Origin of the sequence: Paracoccus angustae (assembly GCF_042648745.1) — a bacterium.
In the GTDB taxonomy this organism is placed as follows: Bacteria; Pseudomonadota; Alphaproteobacteria; order Rhodobacterales; family Rhodobacteraceae; genus Paracoccus; species Paracoccus angustae.
Genome location: NZ_JBHRXY010000040.1, coordinates 1 through 18,856 on the forward strand (window position 1 = coordinate 1; position 18,856 = coordinate 18,856).

An 18,856-nucleotide genomic window follows, 5' to 3' on the forward strand; every position below is an offset into this window, starting at 1 on the left:
GCCGGCAGCACCTTTTGCACCGATGGCCGGATCGCCCCGGACGACGGGCCAAGACCGGAGCCAAAAACCGGGGCCAGGAACAGGACCGGCGCCCGATCCAGCCCCCCGGCCCCGGCAACCGGTTTCGCAGAAGGCCCGGACAACCCCCCCTCAGCAGCCGCCGCCTTCCTGACGAAGGTGGCTCAGTTCCCGTTCCAGAAAGAACGAGATCAGCGACCGGATCGCGACAAGCCCGCCCAGCAGCGCGATGTTGTCCAAGGTCAGATGCAGCATCGTGCGGATCAGGTCGGCCACGATCAGCACCTCGAGCCCCGACAGGATATGGCGGCCCAGGGTCAGGCGGCCCAGGTTCAGCCGATGGCCGCGTTCATGGGCGCCGCGCCTGGTGATCTCGCCCGAGGCGAAGGCGCGGGCGAACTGCGCAAGCCCCAGCAGCAGGATCGCGATGGCGAACAGTTCGATGACGACCACCAGCCATTCGAAGGCGGGCGTCAGCGGGCCAAGGTGGTCGGAAAGCGAAAAGGTCGTCATCTGTTCCATCCGTGTCCCCGATGCGGCAAGATCATCCGCCCCAACGGAACAAACGATTGCCGGAACGGTTCACCCTCCGCACAAGCCACCACATCACGAGGCAAGCATGGCAACCACCATCGGCACCGAGGACAATATCCGCGACCTGATCCGCAACCTGATCCTGCTGGAACACGACGCCATCGCGGCCTATGAGTCGACCGTCGCCCGGCTTTCGGATCCGAGCCTGTCCCAGCAGGTCGAATCCTTCCGCCAGGATCATCTTCAGCATCTCGACGTGCTGCGGGAAATGGCCGCCGAAACCGGGGTGGAAGCCCCGACGGAAGGCGACATGAAGCAGATGCTGACCACCGGCAAGATCGCCCTGGCCGACCTGTTCGGCGACAGCGCCATTCTCAAGGCAATGGCCACGAACGAGAACGACACTGTTACCGCCTACGAGCGGGCATCGGGGCATCCCGACGCCATCGAGAAGTCGCGCGCCTTCTTCCAGAAGGCCCATGCCGACGAACTGCGCCACCGGGAATGGATGCAGCGCACGGCCGAAACGCTGTAAGGCCCCCCGCCCGAACGCCCGGCATTCGTGCCGGGCGCCTTGCGCCTTGGGTCAGGTGATCCTGCCCTCGACACCCAGGGCGGCGCACAGGGATCCGAAGCGGGCCTGGGCCACCTCGCCCATCAGCTTGCGGCCGGTGGGCGTCAGCTTCAGGATCAGTTGCTTGCCGTCGGGGATCAGCTTGCCCGCATCGGCCGGGTCGTCCAGCGCCAGCATGGCGCCAAAGCGCATCGCCTTGCCCAGAATCTCGGCATCAGCGATCTCGGCGTCGGACAGCAGCTTGAACAAGGGCGCCATGGGCGAACCCGCGCGGCTGTTCTTGTAACGGTGCAGCAGCGCAAGGCCCAGGAACACGCGCTCCGGGTGGCTCAGCGCGGCCATGTTGGCGCGTGTCACATTGTCGAAGCAGGCGTCGGCGCGGTAATCGGGATGGGCGCGCCAGCTGATGTCGTGCAGCAGGCAGGCGGCGTGGATCAGGCGGTCGCGTTCGGGCGCGGCGTGCTGGAACAAGGGCCGCAGGAACTGATACAGCTTCTTGCCCGATCCCGGCATTCGGGCCATCTGGCGTTCGGTGAAGCGCGCGGCCTCGATCAGGGGGTCGCGCTTGCGCAGGCTGTCGGGCATCTGCTCGTAAAGCAGCCCCTCGCGGATGCCATAGCTGGACACCGCAAGCTCGGCCGGGGCAAAGGTTTCGGTCAGCTGCGCCAGCACCTGCGCGGCCAGCGGCACCAGCTCGATCCGCGAGGACGACAGGCCGGTCTGCGCCTTGAGCGCGCCGATGTCGTTGGCCGCGATCCAGGCGACCGTGTCGGCCACCGCCTTGGGGGTCATGCGGTATTCGTGAAGCACCGTCATGGGATAGGACACGCGCTCCATGTCCAGCCGGGCGATGGCGCGCCACGATCCGCCGACCAGGTAGATGCGTTCGTGATGGGTGCCCATGACCTGCGCCAGCCCGGCCATCACCTTCTTGATATGCTTGCGCAGCCCGTCCTTGCCGCCGCCCACCTGCTGCAACCGGAACGGCCCCAGCTGAGAGGACACGCGCTTGCCGATCCGGCCGTCCGCGACCTCGGCCAGCTCCATGGAGTTGCCGCCGATGTCGCAGACCAGCCCCCTGGCGTCGGGCCAGCCCAGCAGCACGCCCTGGGCGGACAGGCGCGCCTCTTCCTCGCCGTCGATCACGTGCATCCTGATGCCGGTTTCGCGTTCGACGCGGTCCTTGAAGGCGGGACCGTCGGCGGCCTCGCGCACGGCGGCGGTGGCCACGCAGGTCAGGGGGTCGATGTCCATGCCCTTGGCCAGGGCCGCGAAACGCTGAAGGGCGGCAAAGCCGCGCTCTACCCCATCGGGGTTCAGGCGGCCCGTCTGGGCCATCCGGGCGCCAAGCCCCGCCATGACCTTTTCGTTGTAGAAATAGGCGGGCGAGCGGGCCGCCCCGTCGAAGACCACCAGCCGGATCGAGTTCGAGCCCACATCGACCACGCCCACGCGCGACAAGGCCCGCTTCGGCAATTTTCCGAACATCTTGCCGAAAGGCTCGACCGTCTTGCCGGTCGTGGTGCGTACGCCGTTCATCGCCGCCTCTCCCGCTGCCGCATCGCGGCGTTAATGACGTGCCCTTCCGGGCGCGTCAATCGTTCGAATGGGTGAGCGCCGGAACGTCGCCCGCCCCCGCCGTGCCCCGCCCGGACAGCGAGGGATGGTCCATGAAGAAGCGGTGACAGTTGAACAGGTCGTCCCGCCCTTCGGGCAGATAGCGCACGAAGCGGCCATCGGGTTGCAACAGCCAGCTTTGCGCCTCGTCCGCCATGTTGGCGGCCATGATCTGGCTGACGATCTGCGCCTTCACCGTTTCGTTCATGCATTCGACCAGCGTTTCCACGCGCCGGTTCAGGTTGCGGTCCATCCAATCTGCCGAGCTGATGAAGACCCGCGCCCGCTTGGACGGCAGCCCGTAGCCGTTGCCGAAGCAGACGATGCGCGAATGTTCCAGATAACGCCCGACGATGGACTTGACGCGGATGTTTTCGGACAGGCCGCGGATGCCGGGGCGGATGCCGCAGATGCCGCGCACCACGAGGCTGATCTTCACGCCCGCGCTGCTTGCCGCGTAAAGCGCGTCGATCACGTCCTTTTCGATCAGCGAGTTCATCTTGGCCCAGATCGCGGCGGGCCGCCCTTGCCGGGCCAGTTCGGCCTCGCGCCCGATCAGCGAAAGCAGCCGGTCCTTGAGGTCGATGGGCGAGATGGACAGGTTTTCCAGGCCCGCCGGCTGCACATAGCCCGACAGGTAGTTGAAGACCTTCGTGGCGTCCCGGCCAAGCGCCGGATCGCAGGTGAACAGCGACAGGTCGGTATAGATCCGCGCCGTGATCGGGTGATAGTTGCCGGTGCCGTAATGGGTATAGGTGACCAGGTTGTCGCCCTCGCGCCGAACGACCGTGCTGATCTTGGCGTGGGTCTTGTAGTTCACGAAGCCGTAAACGACATGCGCGCCCGCCCGTTCCAGCCGCCGCGACTGGCGGATGTTGGCGGCCTCGTCGAAGCGGGCCTTCAGCTCCACCAGGGCCGTGACCGACTTGCCGGACTCGGCGGCCTCGCAAAGCGCGTCGACGATCGGGCTGTCGCGGCTGGTGCGGTACAGCGTCTGCTTGATCGCCAGCACGTTCGGGTCGCGCGCGGCCTGGGCCAGAAAGCGGACCACCATGTCGAAGGTCTCGTACGGGTGGTGCAGCAGCATGTCCTTTTGCCCGATGGCCGCGAACATGTCGCCGTCGTGGTCCTGCACCCGTTCGGGAACGCGCGGCGTGAAGGCGGGCCACAAAAGGTCGCGGCGCGAATCCAGCACAAGTTCGGACAGGTCGGCCATGCCCAGCAGGCCCTCGACCTCGATCACCTCGTCGGGGCCGACCTCCAGTTCGTCGGCGATCAGGCGGCGCAGGCGGTCGGGCGCGCCACGCGTGATCTTCAGCCGGATGACGCTGCCCCGGCGGCGGCGCTTCAGCGCGGTTTCGAATTCACGGACCAGATCCTCGGCCTCTTCCTCGACCTCCAGGTCGCTGTCGCGCAGCACGCGGAAGGCGCAATGGCCCGTGTCGCGGTATCCGGGAAACAGCGAGGACAGATGCATCAGCAGCAGGTCTTCCAGCTTGAAGAACCGTTCGCCGCCCGGCAGGGGGATGAAGCGGCGAAGCTGCGCGGGGATCGGCAGCAGCGCCTGCATCTGCCGTCCGTCGGTTTCCCGCGCCAGTTCCAGCGCCAGCGAGAAGCCGGTGTTGGGGATAAAGGGAAACGGATGCGCCGGGTCGATGGCCAGGGGCGAAAGGACCGGAAAGACCTTGCGTTCGAAATGATCGTGGAGGAACTCCTCCTCGGCGCGGGTCAGGCGGGACCGGGACAGGATGACGATGCCCGCATCCTCCATCTCGCGCCGGATGCGGTTCCAGACGCCCTGCTGCGCGCCCATCAGGCGGCGGGCGTCGGTGTTGATCATCGCAAGCTGCTCGGCCGGGGTCAGCCCGTCATCCGAGGGCGTGGTGTTTCCCTCGCGCACCAGTTCGCGCAGGCCCGCCACGCGGACGGTGTAGAATTCGTCCAGGTTGGTCGCGCTGATCGACACGAAGCGCAGCCGTTCCAGCAGCGGCACGCGGGGATTGCGCGCCTCGTCCAGCACCCGCCAATTGAAGGACAGCCAGCTGACCTCGCGGTTGAAGAAGCGCGACCCGTTCTGCGGCACGCCGCCGGGCAGATCCTGCGGTTCAGGAAAGGGTGTCCGAAGAAAATCTGCTTGCGTCATGGTTTCTGACCTTGGAGGCGTCGAGTCATGTTCCTTCCCCGGATAGACCGTTCAGCAGTTCGGCTGCAATGCGGCGCGTGATGGGGCGCTTGTCGGCCATGGCGGCGCGGTCCATGGCGGCGACAAGCCGGCGGGCCAGCCCCAGGTCGCGCGGCATGTGCAAAACCAGCCAGTCGATCAGGTCCGAGGACACGGCCTGCTGGCGGTCCGCGAACAGCTTGACCAACACGGCGGCCAGCAGCGATTCGTCGGGCGGCATCAGCCGGACCTGGGGCATCGCGTCCATGCGCGACCGCAGGTCGGGCAGCACCAGGCCCCAGTCGCGGGGCGGCGTGCGCGCCGTCAGCAGCAGCAGGCAGTCGCGCGGCGCGCAAAGGTTCCACAGGTGGAACAGCGCCTGTTCCGCCCCCGCCGCCCGGCCCGCGCGGTCGGCATCCTCGATCACCAGGGCGCCGCCCTCGGTGGCGAGGTGGTCGGCGGCATCGGGCCGGAGGGCGGCGGCCTTCATGCGGCGCGCGCCGTTCTCGGCCGCCCAGAAGGCCGCCAGGTGCGACTTGCCCGCGCCCTCGGGTCCGATCAGCAGCATCCGCCCCTGCGGCCAGTCCTGCGGCGCGTCCAGCGCGGCCAGCGCCGCCCGGTTCGCCGGCGCCGGCAGGAAATCGGCGCGGGAATGGGCGGGCGGCGTCGTCAGGTCCAGCGTCAACTGGCGAAAGATCACGGCCATCTATCCGGCGTTGGGATGCTTGCGGGCGATTTCCTCGCGCATGATCTCGATCTGGCCCTGGGCGCGGTTCACGTCGGCGCGGATGCGCGCCTCGCGGATGGTGTTGGCAACGGTGCCGCGAGGGACGATCTCGACCAGCATGGGCTGGCCCGGATCGGGGGGCAGCGCCTGGCCGGTGAACAGGGCGCTTTCCTGATACCGCTGCGTCAGGAAGCGCCCGACCACGCCAAGCGCGGCGGCCAGCGGCACCGCCATGACCATGCCGACAAAGCCGAACAGCGCGCCGAAGACCGACAAGGCCAGCAGCAGCCAGACCGGGTGCAGGCCGACATGATGGCCGACGATCTTGGGTTGCAGATAATTGCCCTCGACGATCTGGCCAAGCGCGAAGATCGCCACCACCAGCCCGATCCACAAGGGATCGCCCCAAAAGCTGAACAGCGCGACCCCGATGGCCGTGGCCCCGCCGATCAGCACGCCGACATAGGGGATAAAGGACAGCAGCGCCGCCATCACGCCGATGAAGAAGCCGAAGGGCAGCCCCACGATCATCAGCCCGATCGCGTACCAGGTGCCCAGGATCAGCATCACAAGCCCCTGCCCGCGCACGAAGCCCGACAAGGCCTCGTCGATTTCCCGCGACAGGCGGCGCAGGGTGGGGGCGTGTTCGCGGGGCAGCAGCGTGTCCACGCGGTCCACCAGATGGTCCCAGTCCAGCAGCAGATAAAAGGCCACCACCGGCACGATCACCAGGATCGCGATGGCGCTGATGATGCCGCCCACCGACGACAGCAGGCGCGAGGCCAGCGTGCCCATCTGCTCGCCCATGGCCGCGCCCAGGTCGGTCAGCGCCGTGCCGATGTCGCCGTTCGCGGGCAAAAGCTCGGGAAAGCGCGCCGACAGGAACAGCCGCGCCTTTTCCAGCATCTCGGGCGCGGTTTCGATCAGCGACGTGGCCTGGCGCAGCATGACCGGCACCACCAGCAGCACCACCGCCGCAAAGGCCAGAACGGCGGCGACGGTGATCACCACCACCGACATCACGCGCGACAGGCCCGCGCGTTCCAGCCGGTCGGCCACCGGATCCAGCAGATAGGCCACGCCCGCGCCCAGGATGAAGGGCAGGATCGCCTGCCCCAGCAGCCACATCGCCAGCAGCAGCGCCACCGCCGCCACGCCCCACCACATCAGCTGCTTGTGTATCGGTATGCGCATGGCCGGTTCCTGGTGCGAGTGTCGCGGAGGAATGTGACCCCGACGGGCGGCAGTTGCAAGCGGGCGGTTCTTGGCAAGGCTGGGCCGATCCGCTAACGGTTTGCGCCGTGTTCGATCAAAGGATCCCGCCATGCGTCTCACGCGCTATTTCCTGCCGGTGCTGAAGGAAGACCCGAAAGAGGCGCAGATCGTCAGCCACCGGCTGATGCTGCGCGCCGGAATGATCAAGCAGCAGGCGGCGGGGATCTATTCCTGGCTGCCGCTGGGCTTCAAGGTGCTGCGCCGGATCGAGCAGATCGTCCACGAGGAACAGCAGCGCGCGGGGCATATTCCCCTGCTGATGCCGACCCTGCAACCGGCGGATCTGTGGCGCGAAAGCGGACGCTACGACGATTACGGCGAGGAAATGCTGCGCATCAGGGACCGCCACAAGCGCGACCTGCTGTATGGCCCCACGAACGAGGAGATGATCACCGACATCTTCCGCAGCCATGTGAACAGCTACAAGGATCTGCCCCTGACGCTGTACCACATCCAGTGGAAGTTCCGCGACGAGATCCGTCCCCGCTTCGGCGTGATGCGCGGCCGCGAGTTCCTGATGAAGGACGGCTACAACTTCGACCTGACGCGCGACGCCGCGCTCCACGCTTATAACCGGCACCTGGTCAGCTATCTGCGCACCTACGAACGCATGGGCTTGCAGGCGATCCCGATGCGCGCGGACGGCGGGCCGATCGGCGGGGACTATACCCACGAATTCCTGGTGCTGGCCGAGACCGGCGAATCCGAGGTCTTCTATGACAGCCAAATCACCGACCTGACCTTCGGCGACCGGCAGATCGACTATGACAGCGCGGAACAATGCCAGGCCGTGCTGGAGGAGTTCACCAGCCGCTACGCCCGCACGGACGAAACCCATGACGAGGCGGTCTTCGCCCAGGTGCCCGAGGAACGCCGCCGCACCGCGCGCGGGATCGAGGTGGGCCAGATCTTCTATTTCGGCACCAAGTATTCCGAAGCCATGGGCGCCACCGTTGTCGGTCCCGACGGCACCCGCGTGCCCGTCGAGATGGGCAGCCACGGCATCGGCGTGTCCCGCCTTCTGGGCGCCATCATCGAGGCCAACCACGACGACAAGGGCATCATCTGGCCCGAGGGGGTGACCCCCTTCCACGTGGGCATCGTCAACCTCAAGCAGGGCGACAATTCGACCGACAGCGCCTGCGACGCGATCTATGCCGAATTGCAGGCGCGCGGGCTGGATCCGCTTTATGACGACCGCGACGACCGGGCGGGGGCGAAATTCGCCACCATGGACCTGATCGGCCTGCCCTGGCGCATCACCGTCGGCCCGCGCGGTCTGGCCGCGAACAAGGTGGAACTGACCAACCGCCGCACGGGCGCGACCGAGGAGATGTCGCCCAAGGACGCCATCGCCCGGCTGGAACAGGTTTATGCGCCCGTTCTGGGCCTCAAGGTGCAGGACAGGTGACCGGGTTCCTGCGGCTGGCGGCGGCGGTCTGTCTTGCCGCCGCCTTGTCGCAGTTCCCGGCCTTTTCGGACCAGTATGTCCAGCGGCTCGGCGGGCAGGTGGACGCGCTGTCCCGCGTCGCCGCCGAATTCGACGCCAGCGCGCGGGCGGCGGGCCTGACGCGGAACGAGGCCCTGGCCGACCTGTCCGGCAGCGCCTTCCGCGACACCCATCAGGCCAACATGCGGGCGGTCTTCGCCCGCCTGGACCGGGCGCGCGCCGATCTGCAAATGCTGCGCCTCGCCGGGCCGCTGGAGCGGATGCTGCTGCCGCACCGTTTGCGCGATCCCGAAACCCTGGCGGCCACCTGGGGCGATTTCCGGCCCGCCGTTCCCGTGACGGCGGCGGGATTGGGGGCGGCGGGGATCGGGCTGGCCCTGGGATGGTGCCTTGCCGCCCTGCCCGGCCTGATCTTCCGGCGCAGGCAGGACCGGCCCGGCTGGCGCTGACCCCGGCTGTCGCTGACCCGGCGTCACCAGCGCGAAAAGGCAGAGATTCTTGGCAATATCCCGCTTTTCTTTTGTGCAGGGCGCTTCTAACGTGCGGCCTAGGACATTGTTCCAACTGGGAGACAATCACATGAAAAAACTTCTTCTGGCCACCGCCATGGGCGCGTTGATGGCCGGTGCCGCGTCGGCCGAGGAAATCAAGCTGGGGATGTCGCTGGGCTTTACCGGGCCGCTGGAATCCATGGCGCCCGGCATGGCGTCGGGCGCCGAGCTCGCCATGAAAGAGGTCAGCGATTCCGGCCTGCTGCTGGACGGATCGACCGTTGTGCCGGTTCAGGGCGACTCGACCTGCATCGACGCCGCCGCCGCGACCGCGACGGTGGAACGCCTGATCACCGCCGAAGGGGTCAAGGGCATCGTCGGCGGCATGTGCTCGGGCGAGGCGATCGCGTCCCTTCAGAACGTGGCCGTGCCGAACGGGGTGGTGATGATCTCGCCCTCCGCGACCTCGCCCGCGCTGTCCACCATCGAGGACAACGGGCTGTTCTTCCGCACCTCGCCGTCCGACGCCCGCCAGGGCGAGGTCATGGCCGAGATCATGATGGAAAAGGGCATCCAGAACGCCGCCATCACCTATACCAACAACGACTACGGCAAGGGCCTGGCCGATGCCTTCGCGGCGGCCTTCCAGGAAAAGGGCGGCACCGTCACGGTCAACGCCGCCCATGACGACGGCAAGGCCGACTATTCGGCCGAGGTCGCGGCGCTGGCCGCCGCGGGCGGCGATGCGCTGGTGGTCGTGGGCTATGTGGACCAGGGCGGTTCGGGCGTGGTGCGCGCGGCGCTGGACACCGGCGCATTCGACACCTTTGTCTTTCCCGACGGCATGGTCGGCCAGGCCCTGATCGACAACTTCGGTTCCGAGATCGACGGCAGCTTTGGCCAGAACCCGGCCGCCGAGGGCGAGGGCCGCGAGAAGTTCCTGGAAATGGCCGAAGGCGCGGGCTTTGACGGCACCAGCGCCTATGCGGCCGAATCCTATGACGCGGCGGCCCTGATGCTGCTGTCGATGGCCGCCGCCAAGTCCAGCGATCCCAAGGTCTGGAAGGACAAGGTGATGGATGTCGCCAACGAGCCGGGCGAGAAGATCCTGCCGGGCGAACTGGCCAAGGGGCTGGAAATCCTGAACAACGGCGGCGATGTCGATTATGTCGGCGCCTCCTCCATCGAGATGGTGGGCAACGGCGAAACCGCCGGCGTGTATCGCGAGGTGGCCTTCGAAAACGGCGAAATGACCGTCGTCGGCTATCGCTGAGGCCAAACATGTGATACGGCCCGGCAGCCTGCGCGGTTGCCGGGCCATTTTTCATGACAAAAGCCGCTGAATGCGGTCACACTTCACCAATGGCGTGAAGGACGGGGAAAGAAGAATGATCAGGGTCGAAGACCTCCATCGCCATTTCGGCGGCTTCCGCGCCGTCGATGGCGCCAGCCTGACCATCGAGACCGGCTCGATCACCGGGCTGATCGGTCCCAACGGAGCGGGCAAGTCCACGCTGTTCAACGTGATCGCGGGCGTCTTGCCGCCGACATCCGGCCGCGTCTTCATGGACGGCGAGGACATCACCGGCCTGCCGCCGCACGCGCTGTTCCACAAGGGGCTGCTGCGCACCTTTCAGCTGGCGCATGAGTTCTCCTCCATGACCGTGCGCGAGAACCTGATGATGGTTCCCGGCGCCCAGTCGGGCGAGACGATCTGGAAGACCTGGTTCCAGCGCGGCCGGATCGAGCGCGAGGAAGCCGCCCTGCGCAAGAAGGCCGACGAGGTTCTGGATTTCCTGACCATCCGGCACCTGACCCATGAAAAGGCCGGCAACCTGTCGGGCGGCCAGAAGAAGCTTCTGGAACTGGGCCGCACGATGATGGTCGATGCCAAGGTGGTCTTTCTGGACGAGGTGGGCGCGGGCGTGAACCGCACGCTGCTGATGACCATCGCCGACGCGATCATCCGGCTGAACAAGGAACGCGGCTATACCTTCTGCGTGATCGAACACGACATGGATTTCATCGGCAAGCTGTGCGACCCGGTGATCGTCATGGCCGAGGGCAAGGTCCTGGCCACGGGCAGCGCCCAGGACATCATGCGCAACGAGGCCGTGATCGAGGCCTATCTGGGCACGGGCCTCAAGAACAAGGACATGGTGGGCGCATGAGCGATCAGGACGCAGTCTTCGGCCATCGCGGCAACCGCGATCTGTCGGTCGTGAACCCCCGGGGGCGCGGCACCATCGACGGCACCCGCCCCTCGGGTCCGGTCGGTCCGGGCCGCGCGGGCGATCCCTTCCTGATCGGAGAGGGCATGACTGGCGGATACGGCAAGGGCGCCGACATCCTGCACGACTGCACCATTTCCGTGGAACAGGGCCAGATCGCCGTGATCGTCGGTCCCAACGGCGCGGGCAAGTCCACCGCCATGAAGGCGATCTTCGGCATGCTGAACCTGCGCAAGGGCAGCGTGCGGCTGAACGGGCGCGACATCACCGCGCTGAATCCCCAGGACCGCGTGAAGGCGGGCATGGGCTTCGTGCCGCAGGTCAACAACATCTTCCCGTCCATGACGGTCGAGGAGAACCTGGAAATGGGGGCCTTCATCCGCAAGGACGACATCCGCCGCACGATGGAGCAGGTTTACGACCTGTTCCCCGCCGTCGCCGCCAAGCGCCGGCAGGCGGCGGGCGAACTGTCGGGCGGGCAGCGCCAGCAGGTCGCGGTGGGCCGGGCGCTGATGACGCAGCCTTCGGTCCTGATGCTGGACGAACCGACCGCGGGCGTCAGCCCCATCGTCATGGACGAGCTGTTCGACCGCATCATCGCCATCGCCCGCGGCGGCCTGCCGGTGCTGATGGTGGAACAGAACGCCAAGCAGGCGATGATGATCGCCGACAAGGCCTATGTGCTGGTGCAGGGGGCAAACGCCCATACCGGCACCGGCCAGGAGTTGATGCGGAACGACGAGGTGCGCCGCACCTTCCTGGGAGGTTGAGCCTTGGACATCCTCAACGCCCTTGCGGCCTTTCTGAACTTCGTCTTCATCCCCGCCGCCGCCTACGGGGCGCAACTGGCGCTTGGCGCGCTCGGGGTGACGCTGATCTATGCCATCCTGCGGTTTTCCAACTTCGCCCATGGCGACACCATGGCCTTCGGCACCGCCATCACGATCCTTGCGACCTGGGGGCTGCAATCGCTGGGCGTCTCGCTGGGGCCGCTGCCGACCGCGCTGCTGGCGCTGCCGGTGGGGATCGCGGCCACCGCGCTTCTGGTGCTGGGCACGGACCGCGCGGTTTATCGCTTCTACCGGGCGCAGAAGGCGGCGCCGATCATCTTCGTGATGGCCTCGGTCGGGGTGATGTTCGTGATGAACGGCCTGACGCGCCTGATCATCGGCGTGGACGACCAACGCTTCGACGACGGCGCGCGCTTCATCATCAACGTGCGCGACTTCCGTGAATGGACGGGCCTGTCCGAGGGGCTGGCGCTGCGGTCCACGCAGGCGCTGACGCTGGTGGTGACGGTGATCGTCTGCGCCGCGCTGTTCTGGTTCCTGAACCGCACGAAATCCGGCAAGGCCATGCGCGCCTATTCCGACAACGAGGATCTGGCGCTGCTGTCGGGCATCGACCCCGAACGCGTGGTGCGCCTGACCTGGATCATCGCCGCGGCGCTGATGACGGTCGCGGGCGTGCTCTACGGACTGGACAAGTCGTTCCGGCCCTTCAACTACTTCCAGATCCTGCTGCCGATCTTCGCCGCCGCCATCGTGGGCGGCCTGGGCAACCCCATCGGCGCCATCGCGGGCGGCTTTCTTGTCGCCTTTTCCGAGGTCGCCGTGACCTATCCTTGGGTCAAGGTCGCGGGCTATCTGTTCCCGGACTGGCAGCCCGGGGGGCTGCTGCAACTGCTGGGCACCGAATACAAGTTCGCCGTCAGCTTCGTCATCCTGATCGTGGTTCTGCTGTTCCGCCCGACCGGGCTGTTCCGCGGCAAGTCGGCGTAAGGGGGGTCCGTTCATGTCATCCAACCGTCAAGCCGCCGCTGCCAACCCCTGGCGGGCGCCCGTTCTGTTCCTGGTTCTCGCCATTCTGTTCGTGCTGGAAGGCACGGTCAGGAACGGCATGTTCTCGGGGTCCTGGAACACCTCGCTGGCGATCCTGAACATGGGTCTGATCTCGGCCATCACGGCCTTGGGCGTGAACATGCAATGGGGCTATGCCGGGCTGTTCAACACCGGCGTCGTGGGCTTTCTGGCCATCGGCGGGCTGGCCCCCGTGCTGGTCTCTCTGCCCCCGGTCGAGGGTGCCTGGGCCGCGGGCGGGCCGCGCCTGGTCCTGTCGCTGCTGGTGGGCCTGGGCACGCTGGCGCTGGCGCGGATCGTTTATGCCCGCACCCGCCGCGGCTGGACCGTGGCCCTTGTGCTGCTGGCCGGCTTTGTCGCCTATCGCTGGCTGTTCGATCCCGCCGTCACCGCGATCGAGGCGAACGACAGCGCCCGCACCGGCAATATCGGCGGCCTGGGCCTGCCGGTCCTGCTGTCCTGGCTGGTGGGCGGGGCCTTTGCCGCCGCCGCCGCCTGGGCCGTGGGCAAGGTCGCGCTCGGCCTTCGCTCGGACTACCTCGCCATCGCCACCCTGGGCATCGGCGAGATCATCGTGGCCGTGCTGCGCAACGAGGACTGGCTGGCCCGCGGCGTCAAGAACATCGCGGCCATTCCCCGGCCCGTGCCCTACGAGACCGATCTCCAGCAGAATCCGGCCTTTGTGGACTTTGCCGCCCGCTGGGGCTTCGGCACTGCCGAGGCCTCGGGCATCTGGGTCAAGCTCTGCTACATGTCGCTGTTCCTGGTGGTGCTGCTCGTCATCATCCTTTTGGCAGAACTGGCGCTGAAATCCCCCTGGGGCCGCATGATGCGCGCGATCCGCGACAACGAGACCGCGGCCGAGGCCATGGGCAAGGACGTGACCGCCCGCCATTTGCAGGTCTTCGTGCTCGGCTCGGCGGTGATCGGCATCGCGGGGGCGATGATGATCACGCTGGACGGGCTGATGGCGCCGACCTCGTACAACCCGCTGCGCTATACCTTCCTGATCTGGGTGATGGTGATCGTCGGCGGGTCGGGCAACAACTGGGGCTCGGTCCTGGGCGCTGTGCTGATCTGGTTTCTGTGGATCAAGGCCGAAGTCTGGGGACCGAACCTGATCGGCGTCCTGGTGGGGCCCCTGCCCGACGGCGACATCAAGGCCCATCTGCTGGGCAGCGCGCCGCATATGCGCTTCATCGCCATGGGCCTTGTGCTGCTGCTGGTGCTTCGCTTCGCGCCAAGGGGGCTGGTTCCCGAGAAATAGGACAAGGGGCGTCACGCGCCCGTTTCACCTTTGTGCAAATATCCACGGGGGGAAATCGCCGGAACGGCGATTGGGGGGCAGTCGGCCCCCCTTTTTTTTTGCCGGGATCAGCGGCAGTCGTCCCCCAGCACCACACTGTAATAAGCCGCCCCGTCCGCGCCGAGGGCATAGCCGCTGCCGATCTGACGGCTGGCCTGGCCCAGAAGCTCGGTCCGCTGCGCCTCGGCGGACAGCCAGCGCGCGACGGCATCCGCCGGGCCGCCGCCCCGGCCGACAAGCTGGACCACGCCGCAAACCGGATAACCGGCCGCCCGTGCCCGGTCCACGACGCTGGACCCGTTCGAACCCTCGACATCGACCCGGCCGGTCCGGGCCATGTCGCAGGCATGGCTTTGCGCGATCTGCGCCAGAAGCGGCGCCGGGGCCAGGGGTGTCTTGCCCCCGCCGTCGCGCGCGGCGGCGACGGCGGCATCCAGTTGCGCGGCCATCGCCGCATCGCCCGCGCATTGGGCCGCCAGCGCCTCCTCGGCCGGGGGAACGGTCGGCGTTTCCCAGGGCATGGTGGTGCGGATGCCTTGCTGGCAGGCGGCAACGGCGGCCAGGCCAAAGGCGGCGGCAAGAAGGCGGAAGGGGGCCATGGAAACCTCGGTTCTTGGTGCCGGAAACGCGCCGCGGACAAGCGCGGTTCCGGCAGCCAAATCCCTTGCGCGGCGGCATGGGCGCGCTTAAAGCGCATCCATGACCCAGCATCAACGCCTTCTGATCATCGACTTCGGCAGCCAGGTGACGCAGCTGATCGCGCGCCGCTTGCGGGAACTGAACGTCTTTTGCGAAATCCATCCCTACAACCTGCTGACCGACGACATCCTGCGCGGGCTTTCCCCGCAGGCGGTGATCCTGTCGGGCGGGCCGGACAGCGTGACGCGCCCGGGCAGCCCCCGCGCCCCGCAGGCGGTGTTCGACCTGGGCGTGCCGGTTTTCGGCATCTGCTACGGCCAGCAGGTGATGATGGAGCAGCTGGGCGGCAAGGTCGAGGCAGGGCACCACGCCGAATACGGCCGCGCCTTCATCGCCCCCGCCGAAGGCCACAAGAACGACGGCATCTTCGCGGGCCTGTTCGATACCGGGCGGGAAGAAGTCTGGATGAGCCACGGCGACCGCGTGACCGCGCTTGCGCCGGGGTTCGAGGTGATCGGCACGTCCCCCAACGCCCCTTTCGCGATGATCGCGGATGAATCCCGCCGCTTCTATGCCGTGCAGTTCCACCCCGAGGTGCATCACACCCCGAACGGCCGCCGGATGCTGGAAAACTTCGTCCGCCTGGCGGGCTTCACCGGCGACTGGACCATGGCCGGATACCGCGACGAGGCGATCCGCAAGATCCGCGAACAGGTGGGCGACAAAAAGGTCATCTGCGGGTTGTCGGGCGGCGTCGATTCATCCGTCGCCGCGGTGCTGATCCACGAGGCCATCGGCGACCAGCTGACCTGCGTCTTCGTGGACCACGGGCTTCTGCGCCTCAACGAGGCCGAGGAAGTCGTGACCATGTTCCGCGACAACTACAACATCCCGCTGATCCACGCCGACGAATCCGAGCTGTTCCTGGGCGCGCTGGAAGGCGTCTCCGACCCCGAGGTCAAGCGCAAGACCATCGGCCGGCTGTTCATCGACGTGTTCCAGCGTTACGCCAGCGGCATCGAGGGCGCCGAGTTCCTGGCCCAGGGCACCCTTTATCCCGACGTGATCGAAAGCGTCAGCTTCAGCGGCGGCCCGTCCGTCACGATCAAGTCCCACCACAATGTCGGCGGCCTGCCCGAGAAGATGGGCCTCAAGCTGGTGGAGCCCCTGCGCGAACTGTTCAAGGACGAGGTTCGCGCCCTGGGCCGCGAGCTGGGCCTGCCCGACAAGTTCATCGGCCGCCACCCCTTTCCCGGCCCCGGCCTGGCGATCCGCTGCCCCGGAGAGATCACGCGCGAAAAGCTGGACATCCTGCGCAAGGCCGATGCGGTCTTTATCGACCAGATCCGCAGGCACGGCCTTTACGACGACATCTGGCAGGCCTTTGTCGCGATCCTGCCGGTGCGCACCGTGGGCGTGATGGGCGACGGGCGGACCTACGACTATGCCTGCGCGCTGCGGGCCGTCACGTCCGTGGACGGCATGACGGCGGATTACTATCCCTTCACCCACGACTTCCTGGGTGAAACCGCCACGCGCATCATCAACGAGGTCAAGGGCATCAACCGCTGCACCTACGACATCACCTCGAAGCCGCCGGGCACGATCGAGTGGGAATAATTCGCGCCTACCCAAACGCCGCCGATAACCGCCAATAACTCTCCATAACACACTGACAATAAAGAAATTTCTCTTCGCCATCTTTCGCCGTCAATCGCCGGGCAAGCCTCGCGATCGACGGCGGAGCTGACGGTATGGGGCGTCTTGTGACTTCGCAGAATTGCATATACCGTCACGGCTTAGAGAGCTTGTGACGGTATTTTTTCGACATTATTCCATTGAGAATGAAAGGAAATTAGCCGTCAGCGCCAGCCCATTTTGGCCTGACGGTATTTTGGGGGCTCTCTGACGTTTCTTGAACGAGTTCGGAGGGCCCGATGCTTACTGATGCCGCAATCAAGTCACTGAAAGCAAAAGATAAATTATACAAGGTCTCTGACCGTGACTGTATGTATGTCGTCGTGAACCCGTCGGGCGCCGTGGTATTCCGCTATGACTACCGTATGCACGGTCGACGTGAGACTTTGACCCTTGGCCGGTACGGGCCGGCGGGCCTTTCTCTGGCCCGTGCGCGGGAGAAACTGATCGACGCGCAGCGCTCGATTCAGGAGGGGCGGTCGCCTGCCCAGGAGAAGCAGCGGGAGAAGCGCCGCATCAAGGAAGCGAAGAGCTTCGGCGAGTTCGGCGAACGCTGGCTGCAAGAGCATCGGATGGCGGAGAGCACCCGCGCGATGCGGCGCTCGATCTACGAGCGCGACATCCTGCCGACGTTCCGCAACCGGCTGCTGACGGAGATCACGCCCGAGGATCTCCGGGCGATGTGCGACAAGGTGAAGAAGCGGGGAGCGCCTGCCACGGCCGTCCATGTGCGTGACATCGTGAAGCTGGTGTTCGCCTTCGCGAAGCTGCACGGCGAGAAGGTGCCGAACCCCGCCGAGGAGGTCGGGCCGGCCTCGATCGCGACGTTCGTTCCCAGGGACCGTTCGCTCTCGCCCGCCGAGATCCGGGTCATGCTCGGCCAGCTTGAGCATGTGGCGACGCTGCCGACGATCCGGCTCGGCCTGAAGCTGATCCTGCTCACCATGGTCCGCAAGAGCGAGCTCAGGACGCGGTGTGGGATGAGATCGACTTCGAGAATGCGGTGTGGTCGATCCCGAAGGAGCGCATGAAGCGCTCCAAGCCGCACAACGTCTATCTGTGCGAACAGTCGCTCGACATCCTTGTCGCGCTCAAGACCTGCGCCGGCAATTCGCGCTACCTGCTGCCGTCGCGCTACGACGCGGATGCGCCTATGTCGCGTGCGACCTTCAACCGCGTCACCACGGCGGTCGTCGTACAGGCCAAGAAGGCGGGATTGCCGCTGGAGCCGTTCACCGTGCATGATCTTCGCCGCACGGGCTCGACGCTGCTCAACGAGCTGGGCTTCAACAGCGACTGGATTGAGAAGTGCCTGGCGCACGAGGACGGGCGTTCTTCGCGCGGCGTCTATAACAAGGCCGAGTATGAGCACCAACGCCGCCACATGATGCAGGAATGGGGCAATCTGATTGACGCGTGGGTCGGTGGCCAGAAATACACCCCGACGCTCTATCCCGCCTCCATGGACCTTCTGGCCCCGGAGCCTAGCCTTTGACCGGACGACTCTTCCTGAGCGTGACGTCGGGTGATGGCGCACGCTTGACCGTCTTCGCCCTGGAGGCTCGGCGCCGTTCGTCGAGCCAAGCCTCCACTTCGCCGAGATCCCACACCACCGTTCGAGAGGTCAGGTAGAAGCGTTGCGGAAACTCGCCACGCTGCTCCATGTCGTAGATGGTGGTGTCGGCCAGGGGGACGATCTCGCGAAGCTGGTCCCTGCGGATGGTGCGTTTGCCGAGAGGAGGCAGCGACTGGCTCATGATCTAGCCCCACCGCGTTTGATTCCGCCTAATCTGTTCATGCCAAACCTCGTTCGTTGAACTTGGCCGGGTCAGCGACTTGGCTTCACTCCCGGCGTCTGGCGAACCATGGCGAAAGATCGTTGACCGGTAGCGTGCCGTATTCCCGCTCATGCGCGGGCGGCACCCCGCCCAATCTGACGTTCCCCACGATGCACTAAGGGCGTTAATCGGCCGCAAAAGATGCGGCGGTTAACGCCCCCGAGATCACCGATAAAAGCGGTCAGCCCGTCGTGCGCCGGGCCTTGGCGAAACCGCGGTCGGTGGCGATGAAGCGTTCGAGCATCGGCACGATCAGTTTGGCAGGATCTTCGCGCGTCACGTTCTCGTCAAGGCTGATCTCGGCGGTATCGTTCGCCGTGTCGATGACGCAGCGGATGGGTTCGGTCTTCTTGATCTCCTTGCGTGTTAATTTCCACCCAGAAGTGACCCAGGTTTTCCATCGAGAACTGACCCACCTTTGATTATGGTTTTTGGGTC

Annotated in this window: 18 protein-coding genes and 1 pseudogene; 11 read left to right on the top strand and 8 right to left on the bottom strand. The window is 66.3% G+C overall.

Translation table 11 applies throughout. The annotated features are described in order from the left end of the window. Positions 1–150: 150 nt before the first annotated feature. The gene (locus tag ACFOM8_RS20095) at positions 151–540 is read right to left on the bottom strand and encodes a DUF1622 domain-containing protein (RefSeq protein ID WP_377764068.1); all 390 of its coding nucleotides are present in this window, start codon (positions 538–540) and stop codon (positions 151–153) included. Between the two features lie 97 nt (positions 541–637). On the opposite strand from ACFOM8_RS20095, the gene ACFOM8_RS20100 reads away from it, so the two are divergent. Continuing rightward, positions 638–1,087, top strand: a complete 450-nt coding sequence (locus ACFOM8_RS20100) for a DUF892 family protein (protein ID WP_377764069.1) — start codon at positions 638–640, stop codon at positions 1,085–1,087. A 51-nt stretch (positions 1,088–1,138) separates the two neighbouring features. Here the strand turns inward: ACFOM8_RS20100 and ACFOM8_RS20105 are convergent, their stop codons facing one another. Genes ACFOM8_RS20105 through ACFOM8_RS20120 form a run of 4 tightly spaced genes read right to left on the bottom strand, consistent with a single transcriptional unit; the run spans position 1,139 to position 6,825 of the window. After that, positions 1,139–2,665, bottom strand: a complete 1,527-nt coding sequence (locus ACFOM8_RS20105) for a Ppx/GppA family phosphatase (RefSeq protein ID WP_377764071.1) — start codon at positions 2,663–2,665, stop codon at positions 1,139–1,141. Positions 2,666–2,720: 55 nt separating this feature from the next. Further along, on the bottom strand, positions 2,721–4,886 hold the full coding sequence (locus ACFOM8_RS20110) for an RNA degradosome polyphosphate kinase (protein ID WP_377764073.1): 2,166 nt from the start codon (positions 4,884–4,886) through the stop codon (positions 2,721–2,723). Between the two features lie 25 nt (positions 4,887–4,911). Beyond that, positions 4,912–5,610, bottom strand: coding sequence for a chromosomal replication initiator DnaA (locus ACFOM8_RS20115; RefSeq protein ID WP_377764074.1), 699 nt, complete (start codon positions 5,608–5,610; stop codon positions 4,912–4,914). Beyond that, positions 5,611–6,825 carry an AI-2E family transporter gene (locus ACFOM8_RS20120; protein ID WP_377764076.1) on the bottom strand — a complete coding sequence of 405 codons (1,215 nt, stop codon included), beginning with the start codon at positions 6,823–6,825 and terminating at the stop codon, positions 5,611–5,613. It abuts the gene before it with no gap. Between the two features lie 130 nt (positions 6,826–6,955). On the opposite strand from ACFOM8_RS20120, the gene proS reads away from it, so the two are divergent. The 7 genes from proS (at position 6,956) to ACFOM8_RS20155 (ending at position 14,204) form a co-directional block, all read left to right on the top strand. Beyond that, positions 6,956–8,317 (top strand): proline--tRNA ligase, encoded by a 1,362-nt coding sequence (gene proS / locus ACFOM8_RS20125; RefSeq protein ID WP_377764077.1) that lies wholly within the window; start codon positions 6,956–6,958, stop codon positions 8,315–8,317. Then, positions 8,314–8,805, top strand: a complete 492-nt coding sequence (locus tag ACFOM8_RS20130) for a DUF2937 family protein (protein ID WP_377764079.1) — start codon at positions 8,314–8,316, stop codon at positions 8,803–8,805. Before proS ends, ACFOM8_RS20130 begins: the two co-directional genes overlap by 4 nt. A gap of 130 nt (positions 8,806–8,935) precedes the next feature. Next, positions 8,936–10,120 carry an ABC transporter substrate-binding protein gene (locus tag ACFOM8_RS20135; protein WP_377764080.1) on the top strand — a complete coding sequence of 395 codons (1,185 nt, stop codon included), beginning with the start codon at positions 8,936–8,938 and terminating at the stop codon, positions 10,118–10,120. Positions 10,121–10,235: 115 nt separating this feature from the next. Continuing rightward, complete coding sequence (locus ACFOM8_RS20140; protein WP_377764082.1) at positions 10,236–11,018, top strand: ABC transporter ATP-binding protein; 783 nt, start codon at positions 10,236–10,238, stop codon at positions 11,016–11,018. Beyond that, positions 11,015–11,848 (top strand): ABC transporter ATP-binding protein, encoded by an 834-nt coding sequence (locus ACFOM8_RS20145; protein WP_377764084.1) that lies wholly within the window; start codon positions 11,015–11,017, stop codon positions 11,846–11,848. The genes ACFOM8_RS20140 and ACFOM8_RS20145 overlap by 4 nt, the downstream gene beginning before the upstream one ends. 3 nt (positions 11,849–11,851) lie before the next feature. Continuing rightward, positions 11,852–12,859: a branched-chain amino acid ABC transporter permease gene (locus ACFOM8_RS20150; RefSeq protein ID WP_377764085.1), complete on the top strand. Its 1,008-nt coding sequence runs from the start codon at positions 11,852–11,854 to the stop codon at positions 12,857–12,859. 13 nt (positions 12,860–12,872) lie between these two features. Further along, the gene (locus ACFOM8_RS20155) at positions 12,873–14,204 is read left to right on the top strand and encodes a branched-chain amino acid ABC transporter permease (RefSeq protein WP_377764087.1); all 1,332 of its coding nucleotides are present in this window, start codon (positions 12,873–12,875) and stop codon (positions 14,202–14,204) included. A gap of 107 nt (positions 14,205–14,311) precedes the next feature. Here ACFOM8_RS20155 and ACFOM8_RS20160 read toward each other — a convergent pair whose 3' ends face one another. Then, positions 14,312–14,842 (bottom strand): CAP domain-containing protein, encoded by a 531-nt coding sequence (locus ACFOM8_RS20160; RefSeq protein WP_377764089.1) that lies wholly within the window; start codon positions 14,840–14,842, stop codon positions 14,312–14,314. Positions 14,843–14,942: 100 nt separating this feature from the next. Here ACFOM8_RS20160 and guaA point away from each other — a divergent pair, with 100 nt between their 5' ends. From guaA to ACFOM8_RS23145, 3 genes are all read left to right on the top strand, one after another. Further along, complete coding sequence (gene guaA / locus ACFOM8_RS20165) at positions 14,943–16,502, top strand: glutamine-hydrolyzing GMP synthase (protein WP_377764090.1); 1,560 nt, start codon at positions 14,943–14,945, stop codon at positions 16,500–16,502. A 317-nt stretch (positions 16,503–16,819) separates the two neighbouring features. Further along, entirely contained in the window at positions 16,820–17,611 is a 792-nt protein-coding gene (locus ACFOM8_RS23140) for a tyrosine-type recombinase/integrase (RefSeq protein WP_449301510.1), read from the top strand. Beyond that, on the top strand, positions 17,608–18,075 hold the full coding sequence (locus tag ACFOM8_RS23145; RefSeq protein ID WP_449301511.1) for a tyrosine-type recombinase/integrase: 468 nt from the start codon (positions 17,608–17,610) through the stop codon (positions 18,073–18,075). Before ACFOM8_RS23140 ends, ACFOM8_RS23145 begins: the two co-directional genes overlap by 4 nt. Here the strand turns inward: ACFOM8_RS23145 and ACFOM8_RS20175 are convergent. After that, positions 18,065–18,337 (bottom strand): helix-turn-helix transcriptional regulator, encoded by a 273-nt coding sequence (locus ACFOM8_RS20175; protein WP_377764092.1) that lies wholly within the window; start codon positions 18,335–18,337, stop codon positions 18,065–18,067. The genes ACFOM8_RS23145 and ACFOM8_RS20175 overlap by 11 nt on opposite strands. A 262-nt stretch (positions 18,338–18,599) precedes the next feature. Then, positions 18,600–18,686, bottom strand: a pseudogene (locus ACFOM8_RS20180) (DUF2274 domain-containing protein); the annotation flags it as partial. Between the last annotated feature and the right edge of the window lie 170 nt (positions 18,687–18,856).

Excerpts from the sequence above, each read along its gene's own strand:
- ACFOM8_RS20160 (WP_377764089.1), bottom strand. The coding sequence starts at position 14,842 with ATGGCCCCCTTCCGCCTTCTTGCCGCCGCCTTTGGCCTGGCCGCCGTT.
- ACFOM8_RS20175 (WP_377764092.1), bottom strand. The coding sequence starts at position 18,337 with ATGAGCCAGTCGCTGCCTCCTCTCGGCAAACGCACCATCCGCAGGGAC.
- ACFOM8_RS20115 (WP_377764074.1), bottom strand. The coding sequence starts at position 5,610 with ATGGCCGTGATCTTTCGCCAGTTGACGCTGGACCTGACGACGCCGCCC.
- ACFOM8_RS20100 (WP_377764069.1), top strand. The coding sequence starts at position 638 with ATGGCAACCACCATCGGCACCGAGGACAATATCCGCGACCTGATCCGC.
- ACFOM8_RS20105 (WP_377764071.1), bottom strand. The coding sequence starts at position 2,665 with ATGAACGGCGTACGCACCACGACCGGCAAGACGGTCGAGCCTTTCGGC.
- ACFOM8_RS20155 (WP_377764087.1), top strand. The coding sequence starts at position 12,873 with ATGTCATCCAACCGTCAAGCCGCCGCTGCCAACCCCTGGCGGGCGCCC.
- ACFOM8_RS20135 (WP_377764080.1), top strand. The coding sequence starts at position 8,936 with ATGAAAAAACTTCTTCTGGCCACCGCCATGGGCGCGTTGATGGCCGGT.
- ACFOM8_RS20145 (WP_377764084.1), top strand. The coding sequence starts at position 11,015 with ATGAGCGATCAGGACGCAGTCTTCGGCCATCGCGGCAACCGCGATCTG.
- ACFOM8_RS23140 (WP_449301510.1), top strand. The coding sequence starts at position 16,820 with ATGCTTACTGATGCCGCAATCAAGTCACTGAAAGCAAAAGATAAATTA.
- ACFOM8_RS23145 (WP_449301511.1), top strand. The coding sequence starts at position 17,608 with ATGAAGCGCTCCAAGCCGCACAACGTCTATCTGTGCGAACAGTCGCTC.
- guaA (WP_377764090.1), top strand. The coding sequence starts at position 14,943 with ATGACCCAGCATCAACGCCTTCTGATCATCGACTTCGGCAGCCAGGTG.
- ACFOM8_RS20095 (WP_377764068.1), bottom strand. The coding sequence starts at position 540 with ATGGAACAGATGACGACCTTTTCGCTTTCCGACCACCTTGGCCCGCTG.
- ACFOM8_RS20120 (WP_377764076.1), bottom strand. The coding sequence starts at position 6,825 with ATGCGCATACCGATACACAAGCAGCTGATGTGGTGGGGCGTGGCGGCG.
- ACFOM8_RS20140 (WP_377764082.1), top strand. The coding sequence starts at position 10,236 with ATGATCAGGGTCGAAGACCTCCATCGCCATTTCGGCGGCTTCCGCGCC.
- ACFOM8_RS20110 (WP_377764073.1), bottom strand. The coding sequence starts at position 4,886 with ATGACGCAAGCAGATTTTCTTCGGACACCCTTTCCTGAACCGCAGGAT.
- proS (WP_377764077.1), top strand. The coding sequence starts at position 6,956 with ATGCGTCTCACGCGCTATTTCCTGCCGGTGCTGAAGGAAGACCCGAAA.